The 21,343-nt window shown below is 46.3% G+C and carries 20 protein-coding genes; 11 read left to right on the top strand and 9 right to left on the bottom strand.

Going from position 1 to position 21,343, the window contains the following annotated elements:
* Window positions 1-128 precede the first annotated feature (128 nt).
* Window positions 129-920, top strand: coding sequence for an HAD family hydrolase (locus IQ270_RS14240; protein WP_193973842.1), 792 nt, complete (start codon window positions 129-131; stop codon window positions 918-920).
* A gap of 119 nt (window positions 921-1,039) precedes the next feature.
* Here IQ270_RS14240 and mreD read toward each other — a convergent pair whose 3' ends face one another.
* From mreD to IQ270_RS14225, 3 genes are all read right to left on the bottom strand, one after another.
* Window positions 1,040-1,606 (bottom strand): rod shape-determining protein MreD, encoded by a 567-nt coding sequence (gene mreD, locus IQ270_RS14235; RefSeq protein ID WP_193973841.1) that lies wholly within the window; start codon window positions 1,604-1,606, stop codon window positions 1,040-1,042.
* A complete protein-coding gene (gene mreC, locus IQ270_RS14230; protein ID WP_193973840.1) occupies window positions 1,606-2,409 on the bottom strand; it encodes a rod shape-determining protein MreC in 804 nt (267 codons plus the stop codon). Before mreC ends, mreD begins: the two co-directional genes overlap by 1 nt.
* An 87-nt stretch (window positions 2,410-2,496) precedes the next feature.
* Complete coding sequence (locus IQ270_RS14225; protein ID WP_193973839.1) at window positions 2,497-3,504, bottom strand: rod shape-determining protein; 1,008 nt, start codon at window positions 3,502-3,504, stop codon at window positions 2,497-2,499.
* Between the two features lie 331 nt (window positions 3,505-3,835).
* Here IQ270_RS14225 and IQ270_RS14220 point away from each other — a divergent pair, with 331 nt between their 5' ends.
* The 7 genes from IQ270_RS14220 (at window position 3,836) to IQ270_RS14190 (ending at window position 12,747) form a co-directional block, all read left to right on the top strand.
* The gene (locus IQ270_RS14220) at window positions 3,836-4,195 is read left to right on the top strand and encodes a single-stranded DNA-binding protein (protein WP_193973838.1); all 360 of its coding nucleotides are present in this window, start codon (window positions 3,836-3,838) and stop codon (window positions 4,193-4,195) included.
* 47 nt (window positions 4,196-4,242) lie between these two features.
* On the top strand, window positions 4,243-4,764 hold the full coding sequence (locus IQ270_RS14215) for a tetratricopeptide repeat protein (protein ID WP_193973837.1): 522 nt from the start codon (window positions 4,243-4,245) through the stop codon (window positions 4,762-4,764).
* Between the two features lie 283 nt (window positions 4,765-5,047).
* On the top strand, window positions 5,048-7,039 hold the full coding sequence (locus IQ270_RS14210) for an adenylate/guanylate cyclase domain-containing protein (RefSeq protein WP_193973836.1): 1,992 nt from the start codon (window positions 5,048-5,050) through the stop codon (window positions 7,037-7,039).
* A gap of 347 nt (window positions 7,040-7,386) precedes the next feature.
* Entirely contained in the window at window positions 7,387-8,691 is a 1,305-nt protein-coding gene (locus tag IQ270_RS14205; protein WP_193973835.1) for a TldD/PmbA family protein, read from the top strand.
* 188 nt (window positions 8,692-8,879) lie between these two features.
* Entirely contained in the window at window positions 8,880-9,704 is an 825-nt protein-coding gene (locus tag IQ270_RS14200) for a DUF3153 domain-containing protein (RefSeq protein ID WP_193973834.1), read from the top strand.
* 752 nt (window positions 9,705-10,456) lie between these two features.
* Complete coding sequence (locus tag IQ270_RS14195) at window positions 10,457-11,272, top strand: segregation/condensation protein A (protein ID WP_193973833.1); 816 nt, start codon at window positions 10,457-10,459, stop codon at window positions 11,270-11,272.
* Between the two features lie 311 nt (window positions 11,273-11,583).
* Entirely contained in the window at window positions 11,584-12,747 is a 1,164-nt protein-coding gene (locus tag IQ270_RS14190; protein WP_193973832.1) for a sugar phosphate nucleotidyltransferase, read from the top strand.
* A gap of 147 nt (window positions 12,748-12,894) precedes the next feature.
* On the opposite strand, the gene speA is transcribed toward IQ270_RS14190, so the two are convergent.
* From speA to IQ270_RS14175, 3 genes are all read right to left on the bottom strand, one after another.
* Window positions 12,895-14,835 carry a biosynthetic arginine decarboxylase gene (gene speA / locus IQ270_RS14185; RefSeq protein ID WP_228056359.1) on the bottom strand — a complete coding sequence of 647 codons (1,941 nt, stop codon included), beginning with the start codon at window positions 14,833-14,835 and terminating at the stop codon, window positions 12,895-12,897.
* 333 nt (window positions 14,836-15,168) lie between these two features.
* Window positions 15,169-16,317 carry a helix-turn-helix domain-containing protein gene (locus IQ270_RS14180; RefSeq protein WP_228056357.1) on the bottom strand — a complete coding sequence of 383 codons (1,149 nt, stop codon included), beginning with the start codon at window positions 16,315-16,317 and terminating at the stop codon, window positions 15,169-15,171.
* 153 nt (window positions 16,318-16,470) lie between these two features.
* Window positions 16,471-17,061, bottom strand: a complete 591-nt coding sequence (locus tag IQ270_RS14175) for a DUF3611 family protein (protein ID WP_193973830.1) — start codon at window positions 17,059-17,061, stop codon at window positions 16,471-16,473.
* A gap of 305 nt (window positions 17,062-17,366) precedes the next feature.
* Here IQ270_RS14175 and IQ270_RS14165 point away from each other — a divergent pair, with 305 nt between their 5' ends.
* The 3 genes from IQ270_RS14165 to IQ270_RS14155 all read left to right on the top strand — a co-directional run bounded on the left by IQ270_RS14165 (window position 17,367) and on the right by IQ270_RS14155 (window position 18,940).
* A complete protein-coding gene (locus IQ270_RS14165; protein ID WP_193973828.1) occupies window positions 17,367-17,537 on the top strand; it encodes a hypothetical protein in 171 nt (56 codons plus the stop codon).
* A 563-nt stretch (window positions 17,538-18,100) separates the two neighbouring features.
* A complete protein-coding gene (locus IQ270_RS14160; protein WP_193973827.1) occupies window positions 18,101-18,397 on the top strand; it encodes a hypothetical protein in 297 nt (98 codons plus the stop codon).
* Between the two features lie 114 nt (window positions 18,398-18,511).
* A complete protein-coding gene (locus IQ270_RS14155; protein WP_193973826.1) occupies window positions 18,512-18,940 on the top strand; it encodes a heavy metal-responsive transcriptional regulator in 429 nt (142 codons plus the stop codon).
* Here the strand turns inward: IQ270_RS14155 and IQ270_RS14150 are convergent.
* From IQ270_RS14150 to IQ270_RS14140, 3 genes are all read right to left on the bottom strand, one after another.
* Window positions 18,928-19,176: a hypothetical protein gene (locus IQ270_RS14150; protein WP_228056356.1), complete on the bottom strand. Its 249-nt coding sequence runs from the start codon at window positions 19,174-19,176 to the stop codon at window positions 18,928-18,930. The two genes, IQ270_RS14155 and IQ270_RS14150, sit on opposite strands and share 13 nt — an antisense overlap.
* A gap of 136 nt (window positions 19,177-19,312) precedes the next feature.
* The gene (locus IQ270_RS14145; protein WP_193973825.1) at window positions 19,313-20,236 is read right to left on the bottom strand and encodes a spermidine synthase; all 924 of its coding nucleotides are present in this window, start codon (window positions 20,234-20,236) and stop codon (window positions 19,313-19,315) included.
* Between the two features lie 104 nt (window positions 20,237-20,340).
* Window positions 20,341-21,216: a DMT family transporter gene (locus IQ270_RS14140; RefSeq protein ID WP_193973824.1), complete on the bottom strand. Its 876-nt coding sequence runs from the start codon at window positions 21,214-21,216 to the stop codon at window positions 20,341-20,343.
* Window positions 21,217-21,343: the final 127 nt, after the last annotated feature.

Genomic DNA, 21,343 nt, shown 5'->3' with positions numbered 1-21,343 from the left:
TTTGAGAGCCATCCTCAAAATTCTCATAGGTTTTTTCAATAAATTATCTTGAAAATTTGTATTATAACTTATAAAATTATTTGTAAAGTCAAGAAATGTATCCTTATCCTTGATTTACTTAACCTTATATGTTAAATGCTGTCGCCGCGAACTCCGAAAACCCTCAGTACAAGCTACCATCAGAGGCTGACTCATCCCCGTGGATGACGGTATTTTGCGATTTAGACGGGCCCATAGTCGATGTGTCCGATCGCTACCACACCACCTATCAGCAGGGATTAGCGGACACTCAAGCAGTTTACAGCTATCGAGGCATCAGCCTCAACCTTCAAATACTCAGCAAACAGCAGTTTTGGCAAATGAAACAAAATCGAGTGCCCGATGCTGAAATAGCCAAAAGTTCCGGCTTGTCAGGAGAAGAAATTCACGTTTTTCTCGGATGCGTGAGTCGGATTGTCAATCAACCAGACTTGTTGTACTTAGATCGCATCCAGCCAGGAGTGCAATGGGCGATCGCCCTTCTGCACTCCCGCGGCGTGCGGCTGATTTTAGTCACCCTGCGGCCGAGAAATCAAGCCATTCAACTGTTGCAAAATTACGGTTTAGCCAGACTGTTTACCAGCATTCACGGCACTCAGATGCCGGATGCCGCCTATCACAACTATACAGCCTTAAAAACCGAATTGTTGGCTGAAGTGGCAGCAGAATTTGAGTCATCTCTAGGTTCGGCTTGGATGATCGGAGATACGGAAGCAGATATCCTCGCGGGACAAGCATTAGGAATACCTACAATTGCCGTTACCTGCGGCATTCGCAGCCGCTATCAACTGCAAAAGCACCAGCCTAATTTCATTCTCAGCGACTTGATTATTGCCGTTCATCACTTATTAGGTTTGGGAAAGCAAGAGATATTAGACTGACTACTGTTGACTGTTAACAGTTAACTGTTAACCGTTAACTGTTAACCAATGACCAATGACCAATGACTAATGACCAATGACCAATGACCAATGACCAATGACCAATGACTAATGACTGACTAAGCTTTTTCTAACTTCCTGGTCATTTCCCACAAGCGATTGAGGGGAAAATAAATTACCGGAGCCCAAAGACTGCTAAGAATAGCAGAACATAAAGCCACTCGTTGGTGATAGCTCCAAATTTCCAGTAAAGCCCGATCGCCCATAGCCAAAAATTGCAGCCCCATCACCGTTTCCGCCACCACCGCCATCCCAAACACAATTAAGGCGATCGGAATCGGATCTCTCTCAACAATATCCGCCGGAATCGACCAGGTTTTGAGCAAAACAACCGTTAACACTCCTACAATAACTAGACTTACAGCGTGGGTAGGATGAGGAGCAGTCATCGCATCTTGAAGAAACCCCAAAACCAGCCCCATGCTAGCAGCTCCCCAAACTGTACGTTTCCGCTTAATGCTCCAAGCTACCAACCAAATTAACAGCCAGTTAGGGCTAATTCCCAGCAATTCCATTCCCGGCATCCGAGTTGGCAATATCAGCATGCACAGCAGCACGGAAACAAATGTAACGCCGAAATTGAGAAATGGGCGCGATCGCCGCGTCATTCTAGATAAAGCCTTCATTACTGGTTTGCTCCCCCATCCGGCGCTGAAGATTCATTCTGCGAAGCCTTTTGTTCAGCTTCCTTAGAGTGAGGGTAAACCACCGCCCACTCCAAGGAATTCATCGGTGCAGTGAACTCAACAATAGCTTCGGGAGCCGGAGTTTTATTCATATCCACCGAAACGATTTTTCCCACCGGCAAACCAGCAGGGAACAACTGACTGAAAGAAGAAGTTGAAACCACATCCCCAGGCTTGACATTAGGAACATTATCAAAAAACTCCATCACAGCCTGATTGCCGCCTTTCCCGCGCATAAAACCCATATTGCGACTGCGAGTAATTCCCACACCCAATTGACTCGTAGGATCGCTGACTAAAAGCACCAAGCTAGTATTAGGAGTAACACTAACAACCCGACCTACCAAACCGCCGGGGCCCATCACAGTAAAATCTGTTTTGATGCCATCATTACTGCCTCGGCCCAAAGTTATTTGGTGCCACCAGTGGTCAGCGCTCCGGCCGACAATAGGAGCGACAATCCCTTTAGGTTTCTTAGCAGAAACGTAACCTAAAAGCTCTTTCAGCTTCTGATTTTGAACTTCTGATTCTAATAGCTGCGCTTGCAATTCTTGAGTGCGCGCCGAGATGAGTTGCTCTTGTCCAGAACCGTTGGCTTGAAAAGGACGAGTCACCCAATTGTAAACTTCAAAGAGTGCAGTACCTTGTGTTTGTCGAACTCCCCAAGCCGCAGTTACAGCTAAACCTAAAAGAGCAATTTGCACGCGCAGATCCCACCACCTGCGGATTGTGTTCTTTAGCATAATTTCAGTAATCTAAAATTGTTATGTCAGGATTTTAGATTTTAGATGGCAGACTTAGTTCTCAATCCAAAATCCCAAGTTTGTTAATTACATATTGCGCGAAGACTGCCCGCTGAAAACCCGTTCCAACTGTTTGTTTTCCAATACCCTGCCAGTTCCCAAAACCACGCAGCACAGAGGATCGGCTGCCACATGAGTGACAATTCCAGTTTCGTGACTGATCAGAGTATCTAAACCTTTCATCAGCGCCCCGCCGCCGGCCAGCATAATTCCCCTGTCAATAATATCTGCGGCTAATTCCGGGGGGGTGCGTTCCAAAGTACGCTTGACAGCTTCCACAATTACTGAAAGCGGTTCCGACATACTTTCGCGAATTTCAGGGCCTTTGATCGTCACAGTTCGCGGCAGACCCGAGAGCAAGTGCAGGCCCCGTACTTCCATGATCGAGTCGTCATCCTCGGTAGTTGGATATGCAGAGCCCACTTGAATTTTAATTTCTTCAGCAGTGCGTTCGCCAATGACCAAATTGTGAACTTTTTTCATGTATTGGACGATCGCCTCATTGAGTTCGTCGCCAGCTACCCGCACAGACTCGCTGATCACCGTACCTTGCAAGCTCAAAACCGCAACTTCCGTCGTACCCCCGCCGATATCTATAATCATATTGCCAGTCGCCTCAGCAACAGGCAGTCCAGCCCCGATCGCCGCAGCAATCGGTTCATCAATTAACCGCACTTCTCTAGCACCGGCCTGAGTTGCAGCCTCAATCACAGCACGCCTCTCCACACCGGTGACACCGCTGGGGATGCCAATAATGATCCGGGGCGAAAAGATGGTTCGCCCTTCGTGAACTCTGCGGATAAAAGTCTTGAGCATGAGTTCGGCAGTATCGAAGTCTGCGATTACCCCGTCCCGAAGCGGGCGCAGTGCTATGACATTCCCGGGCGTGCGCCCGAGCATTTTTTTAGCATCTTCTCCGACAGCCAGCGGTATTTTCAAGTCTTGGTCGATCGCCACTACGGACGGTTCTTGCAGAACAATACCTTTGCCGGATACATAAACGAGCGTGTTAGCAGTACCGAGGTCGATACCCATATCTCTTGATAAGGAAAATCGATTGAGAAGACCCACTAATTTGTACCCCCCCAAAAACTAAAATACTAATGTGTGCAATAATGTTGTTACAAAAGTGTAACCGAGGTGGATTCTATTACGTTTTTCATCCTGAGTCTAGTCAGAAATGTACATTGTCGAGCATAAGTTGAATGCAGGCTCGCCAATCATCCACAATAAATATGTTCTGGTCAGTGGGTGTAAAATCAGGATGAAGCCCGGATTCGCGCTGTTCCAAGTTAAGTTTGGAGGAGATCGCGCTTTAGGGAGAGTTTAACTACATCACCAATCGATCACATTCCCGAAAAAGTTTATGAGTCTTAATGTTGTGACTTTAGTAGGCCGCGTCGGCGGCGACCCGGACGTGAAGTATTTTGAGTCGGGTACAGTTAAGTGTAATTTGACGCTGGCAGTGAACCGCAGAACCAAGAACAGCGATCAACCAGACTGGTTCAATCTCGAAATCTGGGGCAAAACAGCGCAGATTGCTGCTGACTACGTTCGCAAAGGCTCTCTAATTGGAGTAACAGGCTCTTTGAAGTTCGATCGCTGGCAAGACCGCAATACGGGTTCAAATCGCTCTAAGCCAGTAATTAGGGTAGACCAGTTAGACTTGCTGGGCTCCAAACGCGACAACGAGTCGGGTATGTCGCAACAAAACAGCGAATTCTAGCGTTTGAGGAATTTGGCAACTAATATTTGTGAATTGGGTAGCGGCTGGTGAGTTCAGAAAAGTTAGAAATTGTTCAAACAGAGTATCAAGCTGGCCGAGTAGCTTTCGAGAGCGGCCGCTACGGTCAAGCTATCCAAAGTTTAGAAACAGCCACAGGTTTGGTCGATCGCAATTCCCGGTTGGGCGGCGAGGTGCAGATGTGGCTGGTGACAGCCTACGAAGCCTCTGGCGATACAGAAAGGGCGATCGAGCTTTGTCGCAAACTCACCCGCCATCCCCGCCAAGAAACCCGCCAGCAAGCAAAACGCCTGCTGTTCATACTCGAAGCCCCCAAACTCACTATCCCTGACGAATGGACGGTAAAAATCCCCGATTTAGCAGCTTTAGATGAAAATCAATCAATCAGTTTTCAAGCCAATCCGAAAGCTGATATCAAGTACGCCAAACCCAAATTAGTTGCACCGGAACCTGTAGATTTGAGCCAAGTTAACACGAAAGATAATCAGTTTATTTGGGTAGCATTAATTGCCACAATTATAATTTTTTGCTCTTTAGTATGGCTAAGTTAAGCTAACTTCAACTTAATCTAAACAACCCTAAGCCAGCCACGCTTAACACATTTGAATACTTGACAATCGTTTACATAGTTGCTGTTTACAGCGCGTATCTACTTAAAAATCAAAAAATATTAATTTCCAACCCTTAGCAAAGGGTTGCTATTGCTGAGTGTAAAAAATTGTATCAAAATTCAGCATTTGCGATCGTCATGACAGAATACGCAGCAACAGTTCGATCGATCAGGGTTATTTTTTGTCCCGTAATGGAAATATTACTTGCCAAAGCTTCTTAAGGATGCCATTATCACCTGGACTTTTCCGAAAAATTCCCCTACAAATACTGCTGATTGTTCCATTTGTTGTCCAAACAGTTGGCGCAGTGGCTGTTGTTGGTTATCTTTCCTATAGAAACGGTCAAAAAGCAGTAAATGATGTAGCTAGTCAGTTGCGGAATGATACTAGCGATCGCATCAAGCAAAATCTAACTTATCTACTTGCTATTCCCTTTCAATCCTTTGAAATTTATGATGCAGCCCTGAACCAAAACCGCATCGATATTAATAATGGGAGAGATATAGAGAAGTTTCTATGGGGACAACTCCCCGCCTTTCCCCTGGTTGGTGCCACAGCTTTTGTTACCCCCAATCAGGAGTTTTTTGCTGCTGAGCGGCAGGATGATGGCGAGATCGTCATCCGTACTTCGGAAGTAGAAAACAACCACACTTTGACTACCTATACCACCACTCCAGAGGGTAAACGCCGAGAAATTATCAACGCCGGGGAACCTAACTTTGACCCCCGCAACCGCCCCTACTATAAAATTCCAGTCCAGCAAAAGCAAGCTTTTTGGGGAACTGTGGTTCCCCACATTACAGGTGAAGCCCTATATCTTGCGGCTGGTAAACCCATATATACCAAGACTGGAAATGTCCGAGGAACGTGGATGACAAACTTAAATCTGGTAATGTTTGGGGATTTTTTAAGCAAACTCAAAATCGGTAAAACTGGGCAAAGTTTTATTCTGGAACGTTCTGGAGAAATGATTGCCACCTCTACAGGGGAAAAGCCCTTTCAATATTACCCAGACAAGGTTGTCCAACTCCCAGAGCAACGAATTGAACGACTCAAGGTTGTTAATAGTAGCAATGCCATTACCCAAAAAGCGAGTCAAGCTTTGCTAGAGCAGTTTCGTGATTTTCAAAATATCCAAGCATCTCATCAACTGAATTTTACCGTCAAAGGTAAAAATTATTTCGTCCAAGTCGATCCTTTTGAAGATAGTAAAGGTATTGACTGGTTGGTGGTGGTGACTATTCCAGAAGCAGACTTTATGGATCGGATTAATGCCAATACTCAGACTACAATCCTGCTCTGTTTAGCAACTTTGATTTTGGCAATTTTGTTGGGGATCCTGACCGCTCGCCGGATTATCCGTCCTGTGGAGCGGATCACCACTGCTTCGGAAGCGATCGCCAAGGGCAATCTCAACCAACAAGTGGAGGTTAGTTCCATCGTTGAACTTGGAGAATTAGCCAACGTTTTTAACGGCATGACCAGACAACTAAAGGATTCTCTAGATACCATCCATTTGGCCAATGAAGAGTTGGAAGCTAGAGTGGAGCAAAGAACTGGAGAACTGCGCCAAGAAAAAGAAAGGTCAGAACAATTACTTTTGAATATCTTACCTGCGGAAATTGCCGATCGCCTGATGCGGACTAATGAATCCCCCGCCGAACATTTTGAAGAAGTCACGATTTTGTTTGCGGATATCGTAGGTTTTACTGGGATCTCGACTCGGATAGAGCCGATGCAATTGGTAGCAGGTTTGAACCAAATTTTCTCTGCCTTCGATCAACTCACTGAAAAGTATGGTTTAGAGAAAATTAAAACCATTGGGGATGCCTACATGGTAGTTGGTGGTTTACCCGTTTCTCGACCGGATCATTGCGAAGCGATCGCCAACATGGCGTTGGATATGCACGCCTATATGCAAGACGTGGAGAATATTTTTGGGGAATCTCTAGAAATTCGGATCGGGATTAACACCGGTCCTGTAATTGCGGGAGTAATTGGGATTAAGAAATTTATCTATGACCTCTGGGGTGACGCGGTGAATATCGCCTCAAGGATGGAATCTCACGGTAAACCGGGATACATTCAAGTCTCCGATGCGACTTATCTCAAATTACAGAATAAATACTTACTAGAGCCAAGGGGTACGATCGAGGTCAAGGGAAGAGGAGAAATGATGACCTATTGGCTTTTGGGTCGGCGGGATGAATATTAGCCACTAGCACTCGATAGGTGAATAACTGTTAACTTGTTCTTCCAGCCTGGGAAAAGTTCTGGCGCTATAAAATGCTTCGCACAGATGAATTCTATCAAGCGATGGATGGTTTTACGCGCGGGTGTCGAGAAACCGGGTTTTTATGACAATACTGCGCTGTAGGCGACTGATTCGCAAAAAAACCCGGTTTCTAAGTCTTTGCGAGTTCTGGTCACACCCAAAATCAAAGAAACCGGGTTTTTCGCAGTTTTTGGGTGGTGTATCGATGTTTTTGGAAAAAACCCGGTTTCTGGCCACACCCAAAATCGCTAAAATAAAACAAAGACCAAACGCGAAAGGCGATTATTGTGAGCGATTCCACCGTAGAACAGATATTGAAATTGGCAAGTCAGCGCGCCGATGCTGCTGAAGTATACTACCTCTCCAGCCAAGACACGCCGATCGAATTTGAGAACAATCGCCTCAAGTCCCTCCAAACCAAAGCCCTGCGAGGCGTAGCACTCCGGCTGATTCACAACGGCAAAATCGGTTTTGCTAGTTCCACAGATTTAACGCGGATAGACGATTTAGTCGATGCAGCAATTCAAACAGCCGAAATCGGCGACCCCGCCGAATTTGAACTCGCCTCCAACTTCCACCTAACCACCCCGGAAACCACCTACACTCCGCCCACAACCGCTGAATTAGTCGAAAACGGCAAAAACCTTATCGACTCAGTTCACGCCTACAATCCCGATATTATGGTAGATGTAGGCTTCCACGTCCGCAGCGGCCGCGTGAAAATTGCCACGACGCGAGACGTATATGCCGAAAGATGCAGCCAAATAGTCAGCGGGACGATCGCCGGAAATTTGGTACAAGGAGAAGACTTTATGCAAGCATACAGTTACGATGTCGCGCGCGATCGGCCCCTAGACACCAACAGCATCCTCCAATCACTCCTCGAAAAATACCGCCTCGCCGAACATCCAGCCACCATCAGCAGCGGTTCCTACCCAGTATTGTTCACCCCCAATGCCGCCGCCAGCACCCTCGGCGGCCTGTTTGATACCATCCTTTCGGGCCAAGCAGTTGTTCAAAAAGCATCTCCCCTAGCCGACAAAATCGGCGAAACCTTATTTGACGAACGGTTTAGCTTTTTTGAAGATCCAACTTTAGGCCCTTCCGCTTGTCCCTTTGACGACGAAGGTACCCCCACCACCCGCAAAACCTTGATTGACAAAGGCACAGTCACCGGGTTTTATTGGGATCGCAGGTGGGCCGCTCGCGCCGGTGTACAATCTACCGGCAACGGTTTTCGTGGCGGATTGTCTCGCCCCGGCCCGGATTTAACGAACTTTTGCATTTCCCCAGGAAACACCAGCACCCAAGACTTGATTGCTAGCATGGACGAAGGTCTAATAGTAGAGCAAGTTTTAGGTGCCGGTCAATCCAATCAATTAGCTGGAGAATTTTCAGTCAATTTAGACTTAGGCTATAAAGTAGAAAAAGGCAAAATAGTCGGTCGCGTCAAGAATACAATGGTGGCGGGCAGCATTTTTGAAGCCTTTAAAAATTTGGTAGATTTGAGTAGCGAATCTCAATGGGTAGGCGGCGGGGCATATTTACCTAGTATCCTGTTTCAACAGTTGGGTGTCGCATCTAGGGAATAAGTTAAGTGTGGTTAATTTAAAGTAGGGCAGATATTCCATCATGTTTGTAGTAAGGACTTTAGTCCTTAATTAACCAAAAGCTTTAAAAGAGGACTAAAGTCCTCACTACGAACGAAAGAATAGTAAAAATCGGCAATTGCTCGATTTGCTAGTTCATGCAAACAGGGAAAAATAGGGAGAAAGGTCAAATGAAAGACCAAAATGTCAAGGATGGAATTCGCAAAAGGAAAAAGCACTTTTTGTTTCTTTTACCTTTTGTTTTGTCCCTTTTAACTCTAGTGACTGGCTGCGTTCAGTACGATGTCGGAGTCAACTTTGACAGTCAAACTCACGGCCAAATCGTGCAGCACATTAAACTGGGGGAAAGGTTGACCAGCTTCAGCAGCGAAACTGTTGGAAAATGGTTGAAAAGCGTAGAACAGCGCGTGAGGTTGCTGGACGGAAAAACTAAACGGCTTTCCGAAAGAGAAGTTTTAGTGACGATTCCTTTCAATAATGGAGCCGAGTTAGAAGACAAATTTAACCAATTTTACAATCCGATCGCACAAACCGCAAAATCTTCCGTCGCAAGTCCCCTACAAACCGATTTGCCGAAGTTTGAAGCTCACCTGAATATCAACCAAAATAACTTGTTATTGGTGCTGCGAAATCGCTTGAGCTTGGAATTGGATTTGCGCGCTCTTTCTCTGCTTTCCTCAAACGGCAGTTTGCTGCTGAGTCCGGGAGAACTTTTGGAGCTAGACTTTAGCTTGAACACACCTTGGGGTGCCGAAAGTATTGAAACTGTAGCCGGTGCGCTCGTTCCCGAAAGCTATCGCGAAGGAAAGCAGTTACTTTGGAAGCTGAAACCCGGGGAAGTTAACTATTTGGAGGCGACATTCTGGATTCCGAGTCCAGTAGGAATTGGAGCGTTAATTATTGCCTTATTTGTGCTGGCGGGCCTTGCTTTGAAATATCAAGTATTGCCAGCACTCTCAATCGGCAAGAAACCGCAAAATCTCGGCCAAACCTAAAAAAGATACGTTTGAGAGGGCACAGTCAACCAATACAGTCAGTAAAATTTCAAAAATTGCATTGACTTGCCCCTCCCAGATATAGCCTTTCGAGCGTAACATGAGGTGCCAAGCAGACCAAACAGGCCATACCTCACAATACTTGAGAACCGCTATATGATGGTGTATGAACTAGATTTAATATTAAAAAAAGGAGAATATTCGCTAACTAAAAATTGATTTATCACAAATAATTTGCTTGACAAAAATCGAAAATTAGGCTTCAATAAAATGAGGTAGCCAAATTTATTGTTCATTTTTCTGATTTGCTTGTTTCTAGTATTGTTCGGAATCAAAAATAAAGAGCAGGCTGCTATTCAAGTTATAAAACGCGTCAAAGTTAAAGCTCTTATATGCGTATAACTAATTGTAGCGACCGAATCTGTAGTAGTTTTAGCGTGGCAGTAGGGCTACCAATTAATTTGATATGCTCCCTCATTTTTGGGGAGAGATTATCTAAAATCTAAAATCGAATGGTTGTTGAGTTTTGGAACATTGGAATACAGTCGGAAAGGATAAGCTGTAGGACAAATAAACATTGTATGTTCAAGGCGGGCGGGAAACCCCACTACCCCACTCATTGTTTTATTGTTTTTTGACATAGAGTTTAAATGCACAACAGCTTATGGCAGCCAATTAATTTGATATGCTCTGTCGTTTATGGGAACCGATTATCTAAAATCTAAAATCTAAAATCTAAAATCTAAAATCGAATGGTTGTTTCCCAAGACAAAAATGGCTTAGAAGCGATTTCTGAGGGCATCGCAATTTTAATTGATTTGGCAGAACGGGGAGAAATCGATCCTTGGGATGTTAAAGTAATTGAAGTTTTCGATCGATGTTTGAGCCAACTGACAAACACCTGCGATGCCGATCCGAGTAAGGACTTCTCCGATTTGTCCCACTCTGGCCAAGCGTTTTTGTACGCTTCAATGCTGGTGTTGCTCAAAGCAGAAAGTATCGTTCTCTCAGAACCCCCCGCCAATCCCGAATCCGACGAGGCCGCGCTCGAAGACGCAGAACAATCGGGAGGCCGACATTTGCCGCAGCATTTGGAGCGACAACTGCGCCGTCGCGGTGTCGCTCAACTACCACAAAAACGCCCGGTGAGTCTCCCTGAGCTCATAGAGCAGTTGCAGCTTATGAAAGCAGCAATGGAGCAGACAGTTGCTCCCCGTCGTCGGCCGACCTCAAAAATGCGATCGCAAGCAGCCCAAGCTATCTTTGAGTTAGCTCACCAAGAAAATTTGGTGGAAACTGCTAGCGAACTGGAGCGGTTTTTGACAGAACGCGGGTCTGAAATTGGTGAGGGTTGGCTCGACTTGGAACAACTGCTGGAACTTTGGCATCATAACAACGATTTACACTCGTCTGTCAACCCAGAACCCCCGCTATCGGCTGGGGAAGTTGACTTGCCAAATCATGACCGCGTGGGTATTTTTTGGGCTCTGTTGTTGCTGTCGGCTCAGTCTAAAGTAGAGTTGCTTCAAGAAGAGTTTTATCAAGACCTCAAAATCCGGGCGCTGTAAACTTAAACGGCATGGTAGTCAATCTGGGAAACCAATCAGTCTGCCCCTTTGTCGGTTAAGATTCGAGGCAGAACCTTGCTCCCCGACATTCTGAGGCTGGGCGTGGAAGGCCCGCAGCGGGATTGCCAAGTTCTTTGGTAATTTTCGACTCCTGGTTTCTTAAATCGAGTAAATAGGGAATAAATGATTGATAGCCTGGTACGATGTCGCCTATAAACAAGTCAGGATTCTGCTGCGATCGATGCGATCGCCACCGCTAGCGTCTAATTGTTGAGTTGATATCAATTAACAGAGGGTTGAGGAAGTTAAGAATGAAAGCGATGATTCTGGCAGCCGGTAAAGGCACTCGCGTCCGTCCGATTACTCACACGACACCCAAACCGATGATTCCGATCCTGCAAAAGCCAGTGATGGAGTTTTTGGTTGAATTGCTCCGCCAGCACGGGTTCGATCAGATTATGGTCAATGTTTCTCACCTGGCGGACGTGATTGAAAACTACTTCCGCGACGGTCAAAAGTTTGGGGTGCAAATTGGCTATTCTTTTGAAGGGCGGATTGAAGACGGAAAAATGATTGGAGAAGCGATCGGTTCGGCTGGTGGCATGAGGCGGATTCAAGACTTCTCCCCGTTTTTTGACGATACTTTTGTGGTGCTGTGCGGGGACGCTTTGATTGACTTGGACTTGACTGCTGCTGTGAAGTGGCACCGGGAAAAAGGGGCGATCGCTACTATTGTAATGAAATCTGTTCCCCGCGATCAGGTTCCCAGTTACGGAGTTGTGGTAACAGACGATTCTGGCAGAATTAAAGCTTTCCAAGAAAAACCTTCAGTAGAGGAAGCTCTGAGTACCGACATTAACACTGGCATTTATATTTTTGAACCGGAAATATTCAATTACATCCCTTCGGGCCAGGAGTACGATATCGGTTCGGAGTTATTCCCCAAGTTAGTAGAAGCCGGAGCACCGTTTTACGGAATTAGCATGGACTTTCAGTGGGTGGATATCGGCAAAGTTCCTGACTATTGGCGGGCAATTCAGAGCGTGCTATTGGGAGAAATTAAAAATGTTTCGGTTCCGGGAATTGAAGTGCGCCCCGGCGTTTATGTTGGTTTGAATGTAGCTGTGAACTGGGACAAGGTTGATATTACCGGGCCTGTTTATATTGGCGGGATGACGATAATTGAAGATGGAGCAAAAATTGTCGGCCCGACAATGATCGGCCCAAATTGTTGGGTGTGTAAAGGGGCGACTGTAGAAAACAGCGTGATTTTTGAGTATTCCCGTTTGGGCCCGGAGGTGCGGTTGGTTGACAAACTGGTGTTCGGGCGCTACTGCGTTGACAAAACCGGGGCGTCGATCGATTTGCAAGCGGCGGCGCTCGATTGGCTGATTACTGACGCCCGTCAAGTTTTACCAACTCACCACGGAGAAGAGCGGCTGGCCATTTCACAAATTCTCGGCAATGCTGAATAATTAGTTATTGGTTATTGGTTATTGGTTATTGGTTAGTTGTTATTAGTTATTGGTTATTAGCATCCACAAATAACCAATAACCAATAGCTACCAAGAAATAACAACTAACAACTAACCAATAACAACTAACTAATAACTAATGACTAATTACGACTGAAGATAAGTATATTTGCCGAGACTCCGTTCGTAATTTTGCAGCAAAAGTTGCGCTTCTGAAAGAGTAATTTTATTTTGCTGCAAAGCTGCTTCTGTCTGACGGCGGATGCTTTCTACCAAACTTTCTGCATCGTATTGTACGTAACTGAGGACTTCTTTCATAGTGTCCCCTTTCACCACGTGTTCGATATGATAGCCAGAAGGTGTTAGCTGAATGTGAACTGTATTTGCATCGCCGAATAAGTTGTGAAGGTTGCCCATAATTTCTTGATAAGCACCTCCCAAAAATAGCGCCAAATAGTATGGGTCTCCAGGTTTGAGAGTATGCAGTTCCAACACCGACTTCACATCTCGCAAATCGATAAATTGGTCGATTTTGCCGTCGCTGTCGCAGGTGAGATCGGCTAAAATACCCCGCTCAGTAGGTTCTTCGTTGAGTCGGTTAATTGGCATAATTGGGAATAATTGATTAATTGCCCAACTGTCGGGTACCGACTGGAAGACAGATAAGTTGATGTAATAAATGGACGCCATCACCTTTTCTAGGTCTTCCAAATCCTCCGAGACGTATTCTTTTTGCCGCGCGATCGCCTGTATTTTATCGCAGCAAGCCCAGTACAACTGTTCGGTTTTTGCCCGTTCGGTAATTCCCAAATAGCCTAAGTTAAATAAACTGACTGCTTCTTCCTTGAATTGGATCGCATCGTGATAGACTTCTTGGTAATTTTCCGGTGTGATTGATTGGTAAATTTCGTAGAGATTGCGCGGAATTTGGTGCGCGTTTTCGTCTACAGGTTCTGGTAGTTCTCTGGGGACATCGCTAGTACCGAGTACGTCAAAAACTAAAACTGATTGGTGAGAGGCGATCGCCCGCCCGCTTTCGCTGATGATAATTGGTACAGGAATTTTCCGCTCGTCGCAGGCATCTTTCACTCCCGCTACTACGTCGTTTGCGTAGTTTTGCATATTGTAGTTTTTGGAAGCGTGGAAGTTTGTTTTAGAACCGTCGTAGTCAACGCCGAGCCCGCCGCCTACGTCCAAGTAGTTCATATTAGCTCCCAATTTAGCTAATTCTACATAAATGTGGCTGGCTTCTCGAATGGCATCTTTGATAACGCTAATTGAGGAAATTTGAGAGCCGATGTGGAAGTGCAGTAACTGCAAACAGTCGAGCATTCCTGCTTTTTCTAGTTCGCCGACGGCGCGGATAATTTCTGGAATTGTCAAGCCAAATTTTGCCCGATCGCCCGTAGAACCTCCCCAGCGGCCAACGCCTTTGGTAGTGAGTTTGGCTCGCACTCCCAAAACAGGTTTAATTCCTAATGCTATGCTGGCGGCAATTGCGAGTTCTACTTCCTCAATTTGCTCTAGCACAATCACGGAAGTTTGCCCTAGGCGCTGCGCCAAAATTGCAGTTTCTATGTATTCGCGGTCTTTGTAACCGTTGCAAATTAACAAAGCGCCAGGAGTGTTTAAGGTCGCCAAAGCGATCATTAATTCTGGTTTTGAGCCGGCTTCGAGTCCGAAGTGATGGGGTTGACCGAAACGCACCAAATCTTGAATTAACTGTCGGTGCTGGTTGCATTTGACTGGAAAGACGCCGCGATAGACATTTTTGTAACTGTAGCGAGCGATCGCTCTGGCAAAACAGGAATTTAGGCGATCGATCCGATCTTCCAAAATATCGGAAAATCGAATCAGCAGGGGCAAAGCCAAATTGCGCTGTTTGAGGGATTCAACCAGTTCGTACAAGTCGAGGGAACCGCCACGATCGCCCTTGGGAGACACTGTAACGTGACCGGCAGCATTGATTGAAAAATAGGGTTCGCCCCAGCCTTGAATGCGGTACAGTTTCTCGCTATCTTCTATTGTCCAAGATTTTTGGGCAACTCGATCGGCTACCAAAGCATTGTGTGAAGGAGCCAAACTCATGACTGTTGGCGGCTGAGTCGATAGCGACTCGGTATCGGAGGAAGCAGAGGTAGCTGGGGAACTCATTTTCTCGGAAACCTCGAAATGACTGGTCAAATAGATAGTTTATCGCAGATATTGGGTTTCCTGATGCAGTTAAAAATCCACTTTGGGTGCAAGGCCGGACGATTTTCGCATTGAAGATTTTCGATTTGACTCCACAGATAGATGCCAGCCGCGATCGAACTAAAATCTCAACGGCTCGGTCGCTCAATTCCAAATCTCAAATCTCAAATCCTGCAAGACTCAGCCCCGGCCAAAAGTGCTGTCGGGCGATCGATCGCCCGACACACTCTAGCCAAAAATCACCTCCGGCGGCGCCATATCAGCCCCCACAATCAGCCCCCCGTGACTGTTAGACATCTTCAAACCCGGCGGCCGTGGCGCTTTTTCTTGGCTCTTCTGAGCCGGTGCAACTGAGGCGGGCGGTGTCACCTGCGGTTCAGGTACTGCATTGGCTCCGGGTACCAGTGGTTGCTGCGACAGCCAACCCACACCCCCGATCGCCCCTGCCATCAAAGCGGTGTAGCCGAGGTACAAATGCACCGGACGCATTTGAAAGCCGTCGGCTGAATCCGAGTCGGAAACAGACAAATACGTGTTAGTCATTATGGGACTCGGAGCGGGTTTGGGCAAAGCATTCGCCATAGCGGTGCCGTCGAGTCCCAAGGCGTCGCCCAGCCTGCGGATAAAACCTCTAACGTAAATATCCTGGGGCAGTTTGTCGATTTCCCCATTTTCGATCGACTCGATGTGGTGCAGCGGCACGAGAGTTTGACTGTGAAGTTGCTGGAGGGATAGCGATCGAATTTGTCGCCCCTGGCGCAATTCTCTACCCAACTCCCGCAGAGACTCTTCTCGCTGTTGAACTGCTATTGCTGCTTCTTCTTCCTTGCTGGGTTTCTTCGGCTTCTTGGGAAAACCGAACCCCGGAAAGGATTTTGCAGGGGCGATGACTGTTGCGGGTGCAGCCGACTCAACTTGAATTTCGTCTTTGGGCGCTGGTTGCTCTTCTTCGGAAGAGTTATTTTCTCGATCGTCATTTTCCGTCTCAAGCTCTGTTGTGGTGGGCGCTTCCACAGCAGCGGTGCGCCAATAGAACACAGGAGGAGCTACTGAGGCGTCTAATTCTCTAACAGATGAGGGGGCGGGAATTGGCTCGGCGAAAGTCTCTTGGGCGACTTTGATTTCGGTTTTGTTTGGTTTGTCAAACCTGTCAAATGCCAGCTTGACGGCTTCTCTGCTAACTGCTCTAATTAAAATTTCGGCAGCAGAGGCGGCTTCGCCTAACATGGTTTGCAAGCTAGCTAGAGCGTGGCTGTAGGTGTCGCTACAGAGGAGTTCAGCTTCTATTTGACCGAAGACAGAACGAAAACTTTCTTGAGAAATTTCCATAGTTGCCATATCTGTCACCCCAAAATAAGCCTCGGGTTTCAGTGCCATGATGTTTATCTTGTCTTCCTAGAAGGTATCTGAGTAAGTTCTTCGATAGCTTGGCATTGATTCCGGAGCGTCCGAGGCGAGTGGGGGAGAGCGCGGGAGAGGGGCAGAGCAAGAATTCCCGATTCCCGATTCCCGATTACGGATTTGAATTTTCTATTGCTTGTGGATGCGATCGAGTAACCACAGAGCCCCGATAATTCCTACAAAGTGGGCAACCGTAGCGTGAGTATTGGCGAGTACCACAAATATGTCTAAAGGCTGAATAAATCTGCTGAAATCGACTGCGGCCCCGAACAAAGCTTGGGGCTGAGCTAGAGATTTAGCTAACAGGGTGCCGCTAATGGCTTCGGCGCCGATCAGCGTCAGCAGCATTCCTGACAAGTTGGCGATCAGTGTCAACTGCACTTGTTTGATCGTGTCTGCTTTTTTGGGGCGGACAGCGCCTGCGGGCGATCGCAATTGTTTCGACAAACGGGTGAAACTCCAAGCGCGATATACGCTGTAACAAAGAACTGCCAGCCCGCAAATTGCAAAAAATACGCCGCCACCGGTGCCGGCACTGGTTGAGGCACCAGCGACGGTGGCCTTGGGGATGGCGAAAGGGATGGCAAAGAGCAAAATGATCGCTGCTACCACCGCTAACACTAGCTGCACCCAGAAGCACACCCAGCCTACTGTACGGAGGGCAAAGGCAACTCGCTGTACGGCTGCTGGAAGCTTGTCGGTATCTAACTGATTAGTCATATTTTGAGCGGATATAATTAAGTGGGTTTAATTGCCAGCAGTTTTTTAAGCGCGGACGGTTCACCCGCCCAAAAACGGATACCGTTCCCCGACACTCTTGAGGGTCGAGCCTCAAATTTTTGACTCTGGTTCGGGTTCCCTGATTCAATGCTGCAAGTAAATCTTCAATCCCCCAATATTCAATGCCAAAATCGACGCTTCGGCGGTTAACCATCTTTCTTTATAATGGAAGCAGAAATGTTTAAGATTTGTAACTGACATTCGATTTCACATTTGAACAGCGTCGATCGCAAGGTACTCAAGCAATGACACAACTACAACCCACCGTCACTCCCAAACTACAACAACCAAAGTTTGGCTTTAACAGCTACGCGGAACGCCTCAACGGTAGAGCCGCGATGATCGGTTTTGTCCTAACTATAATTATCGAGTATGTCACAGGCCAGGGGTTGCTGACCTGGTTGGGTCTCAACTAATTTTAGCAATGGCGGGGTCAGCCGATGATTTTCTGAAGATTTGAGCTTTGAGATTTAGTCTACAGATTTATCCGGGAACCCGAACCAGAGTCGAAAAGTTTGGGATTGACCCTCAAGAGCGTCGGGGACACGGTACTCGTTTTTGGATGGGTGAACCTGACGCTCTGCCTTTACTTGCGGCACAGTGAGTTTTACCTCTGCCGATCGCGACAAATTCGGGAATTGATTAGAATATTAATTAGACATCTCCAATCATTATTCAGGAGCAGGCGAGCGGGTTCGCTTACTGGCTGTGATCAGGAGAAGTCTGTCACAAACAAGCCCTGCGACTTCTCTACGTCAAGAGAGAGCGGTTGACCAAATTCAAGAGCTGGCTTTGGGAGCTGTATATCGGGTGAAATGTTGATTTGACAAGCTTGGCAATTTGGCTGCGCTCCCGTACAATTCCCCACAGGCGAGAAGATTAATTTAGGTGAAGCTAGTATCAAAGCTAGAAGTCCCGATCGCACCGCCGACTCTAAGTTTTAGAGATTGTAAATAAATATAGAACAGAGTAAAACCAAATGAATGCTTCGTGGACGCGACTTTTAAGGTCTGCTTACCGCAGAGATCCAATTACCAGCTTTGTTGTGACGGTGGGGGTTGTCGATGCAGCTATCGGCAGCATCGGCGCAAGCGGTTCTTTATTGGCTTTTGGACTCGGCACTGCTGGGGTGGCGATGGCTCTGCGCTGGTGGCAAATTTACCGCTCAGGAGCCGAACAACCAGCCCCTGCTCCCGAATACTATCTTCCTCCTGTGTCTTCTCGACCTCAGTTACCCGTGCTCAACAAGGTGTCCAAGAAACATCCTCCTTATTAAGATTACCGGGCAATGCCGACTGGGTGAAGTGGCGATCGACTCCCTAGAGCTGAGGCAATATTAAAGATAGAGCCAGAAAAATCTTTCCCTCATCGCTCCTTTGAGGCTTGGTTTATGAATATTTCTGTTGCCGAAAAACTGTACAAAATTGGCTCTGTAGCTGCCTGTAGCGGTTTGTCAGTGAAAACTGTTCGCTATTATGAGGAAATGGGTTTGCTGTCTCCGGCGGTGGAGCGATCGCCCGCTGGTTATAGGTTGTTTGGCGAGGCAGTATTCAACAGGTTGGCATTTATTAAACGATCTCGGACTCTGGGTTTGAGTCTTCAGGAGATTAAGGATATTTTACAAGTTCGCGATCGGGGAGAGTTGCCTTGTTCGGAAGCGAAGCAGCATCTAACTTTGAAGGTAGAGGCAATTTCCGGGCAAATTGCAGCCTTAGAAACTTTGAAGGGAGAGTTGCAAGCTATTCTCTCCGGCTGGGAAGAGCAACCAAATCCCGATCGCATTACTAGCACCATTTGTCCGAACATTCAGCGAGATTGAGCAACTGCCAAAAAATACAAAAAAGGGAAGGAACTATGGATTTCCTTCCCTTGGTTGTTTTGTGGGTTCTTTTGTGAGTTGTTTTGAGCTTTTAACTGTTTTCGCAGAGTTTGCTGTTGTTTTTTGAGCTGTCGAGCCCTGGCCGAGCCACCTTTGCCTTTGGAGTTTCTGCCCTCGCTGCGGGGAGACTCCCAACTTTTTAGTCTCATGTATTTATTTGGTTGCACTACTTCCATAATACACCGCCACAATTAAAGTGTCAAGGATTTTTCAGGCAGATGTTTGCCAGCATCAAATGTTGACCGATTTGAATTTGCGATCGCGATCGCCCGCATTGCACGCCCTACAATTAGAGTTGTTTGGCAGCATTTATCACTCCAAATATTCCGCCGGAATTGCAGCATCTGTAAAAACTGGTAGTGTTTCCCAATTTTTAACCCATTCCGGCAATTGGGCTACTTTTTTTAGCTGCTGCGACATTTCTATCAAAGAAAATTCTAAATCATAAAAATCTTGAATAATTTCTGACTTTAAAAAAATTTCATTTTTAGTTAAATCGGGAGCATTAGTCGCAATCGCAATGCTGTTTCCAGTGTCTAAATGAAATAAATAAACTTGTGCGAACACAGTTTGAATTGTTTTTACCGCCGCCGCATTAAACATTTGTTTGTGGAACAAGTTGACAACTACAGCACCCGCGCTTGACAAGCGAGTTTTGCAGAGTTGGTAAAATTCTTGTGTAACAAATTTATAGGGCATATACCCGCTACCAAAACCAGCATCCACAATAATTATATCATTTTTTACGATAGCATTTTGTTCGGCAAGATATTCGCGACCATCTTGAATGGCAACTTTTAGCTTGTCGTCAAATTGAATTCCAAAAAACTTTTGAGCAACTTCGACTACTGTGGGATCGATATCTGTACATTCGACTGTCGCGTCAGGGAAATAGTGGTGAAAATACTTGGGAATGCTGCCACCGCCAAAACCGATTATATATATTCTTTTTGGTGAATTTTTCCAGATTAATGCTAGCAGGATTGCTCTGGCATAGGGAAAAATTAAGTGGATTGGATTGTTGAGGTCTAGGATTGATTGAGCTACATTTGTGGTTAAGGTTTCTGTGTCTGCTAAAAGCAGGAGCAAGAATGATTTAATTTTTTTAACTGCTATGCAGTTGTCGCCGGAAATTTGTTTAAACAAAATGCCATCTGGTTGTTGTTGAAGCCAATTGATTTCTTGCTGAATAACTAATTTGTTGCTGTTTGAACTATCGCCTAAATAATCACTCATATTATTTGAATTTGGGGAATTACTGAGGAGTAGAATGGTTGGGAGCAGACATACACTTTGATTATTTTCAGGAACTGGTATGAAGTCTCAAATTTCACATTTAATCACTTCAAACCCAATAATAGCGAGATGCCGACGATCGCACAAACTACGCCCAAAACAGCCCGGAAGCTGACTTTTTCGCCCCCTAACACGGCTAAAGGCAGTATAAATAGGGGACTGGCAGAACCGAGTGTTTGAGCGATGGCTGCGGGTGCATATTTCAGCGAAGTTTGTTGCAGGAAAATCCCGAGATAGGTTCCTAAAAAAGCTGCGATAATTATGGCTGCTAATATTTTAGGCGTTTTTAATTGTTGGAAAGTGTCAAGGTTTTTTGCCTTCAAAAAGCATAGCATGACTGCCATACCGCCGCTCAAACGCAAGGCCGCCGTCCACAGGGGATCGATATCTGTTTGAGCGAAGGCGGCGCGGGATAAAACTGCTCCGGTCGCGTGGACTGTTTGTCCTAATAAACTAATGCCTAATCCCTGCCAAAGCTGTTTTGATGGTAAGGTTGTTTCGGCTGTTCGTTCGGCAATTACCCAAGCTACGCCGCAGATTGTTAAAAGTATGCCCGTACAAGCAATTGGTGATAGGTTTTCTTGCAAAAATATCAAGCCGAATAAAGCTGTTAAAGGGGGAGATAGGGTTTCTAAAAGCAGCGTTCGCCTCGCACCTAAATATTTTAATACGATAAAGAATGCGGTGTCTCCGATGCCAATTCCTAGAGCGCCGCTGATGAGCAGCATTGCTAAAATATTGGGGTTGATTGTGGGTAAGGGTTTGCCTAAAATTAGTATAGTGGCAAGTAGCAGGAAAAGGGCGATCGCGCCTTTGAGCAAATTGAGCACTACTGCGGGAATTTGCTGTCCGACTCGCTGCCAGATTGTGGAAGACAGTGCCCAGACAAATGCAGCGCCTAAAGCGGCGATTTCACCCATAAAATCTGTTGACGGTTGGTTGACGGTTGGTTGACGGTTGACTGTTGACGGTTGACTGTTGACGGTTGACTGTTGTGATTAGTTACCAATGCCCAATTCCCCATTCCCAATGCCCAATGCCCAATGC

It is taken from the genome of Microcoleus sp. LEGE 07076 (assembly GCF_015207455.1).
GTDB lineage: Bacteria > Cyanobacteriota > Cyanobacteriia > Cyanobacteriales > Microcoleaceae > Microcoleus.
This window is presented reverse-complemented; position numbering and strand designations above follow the sequence as displayed.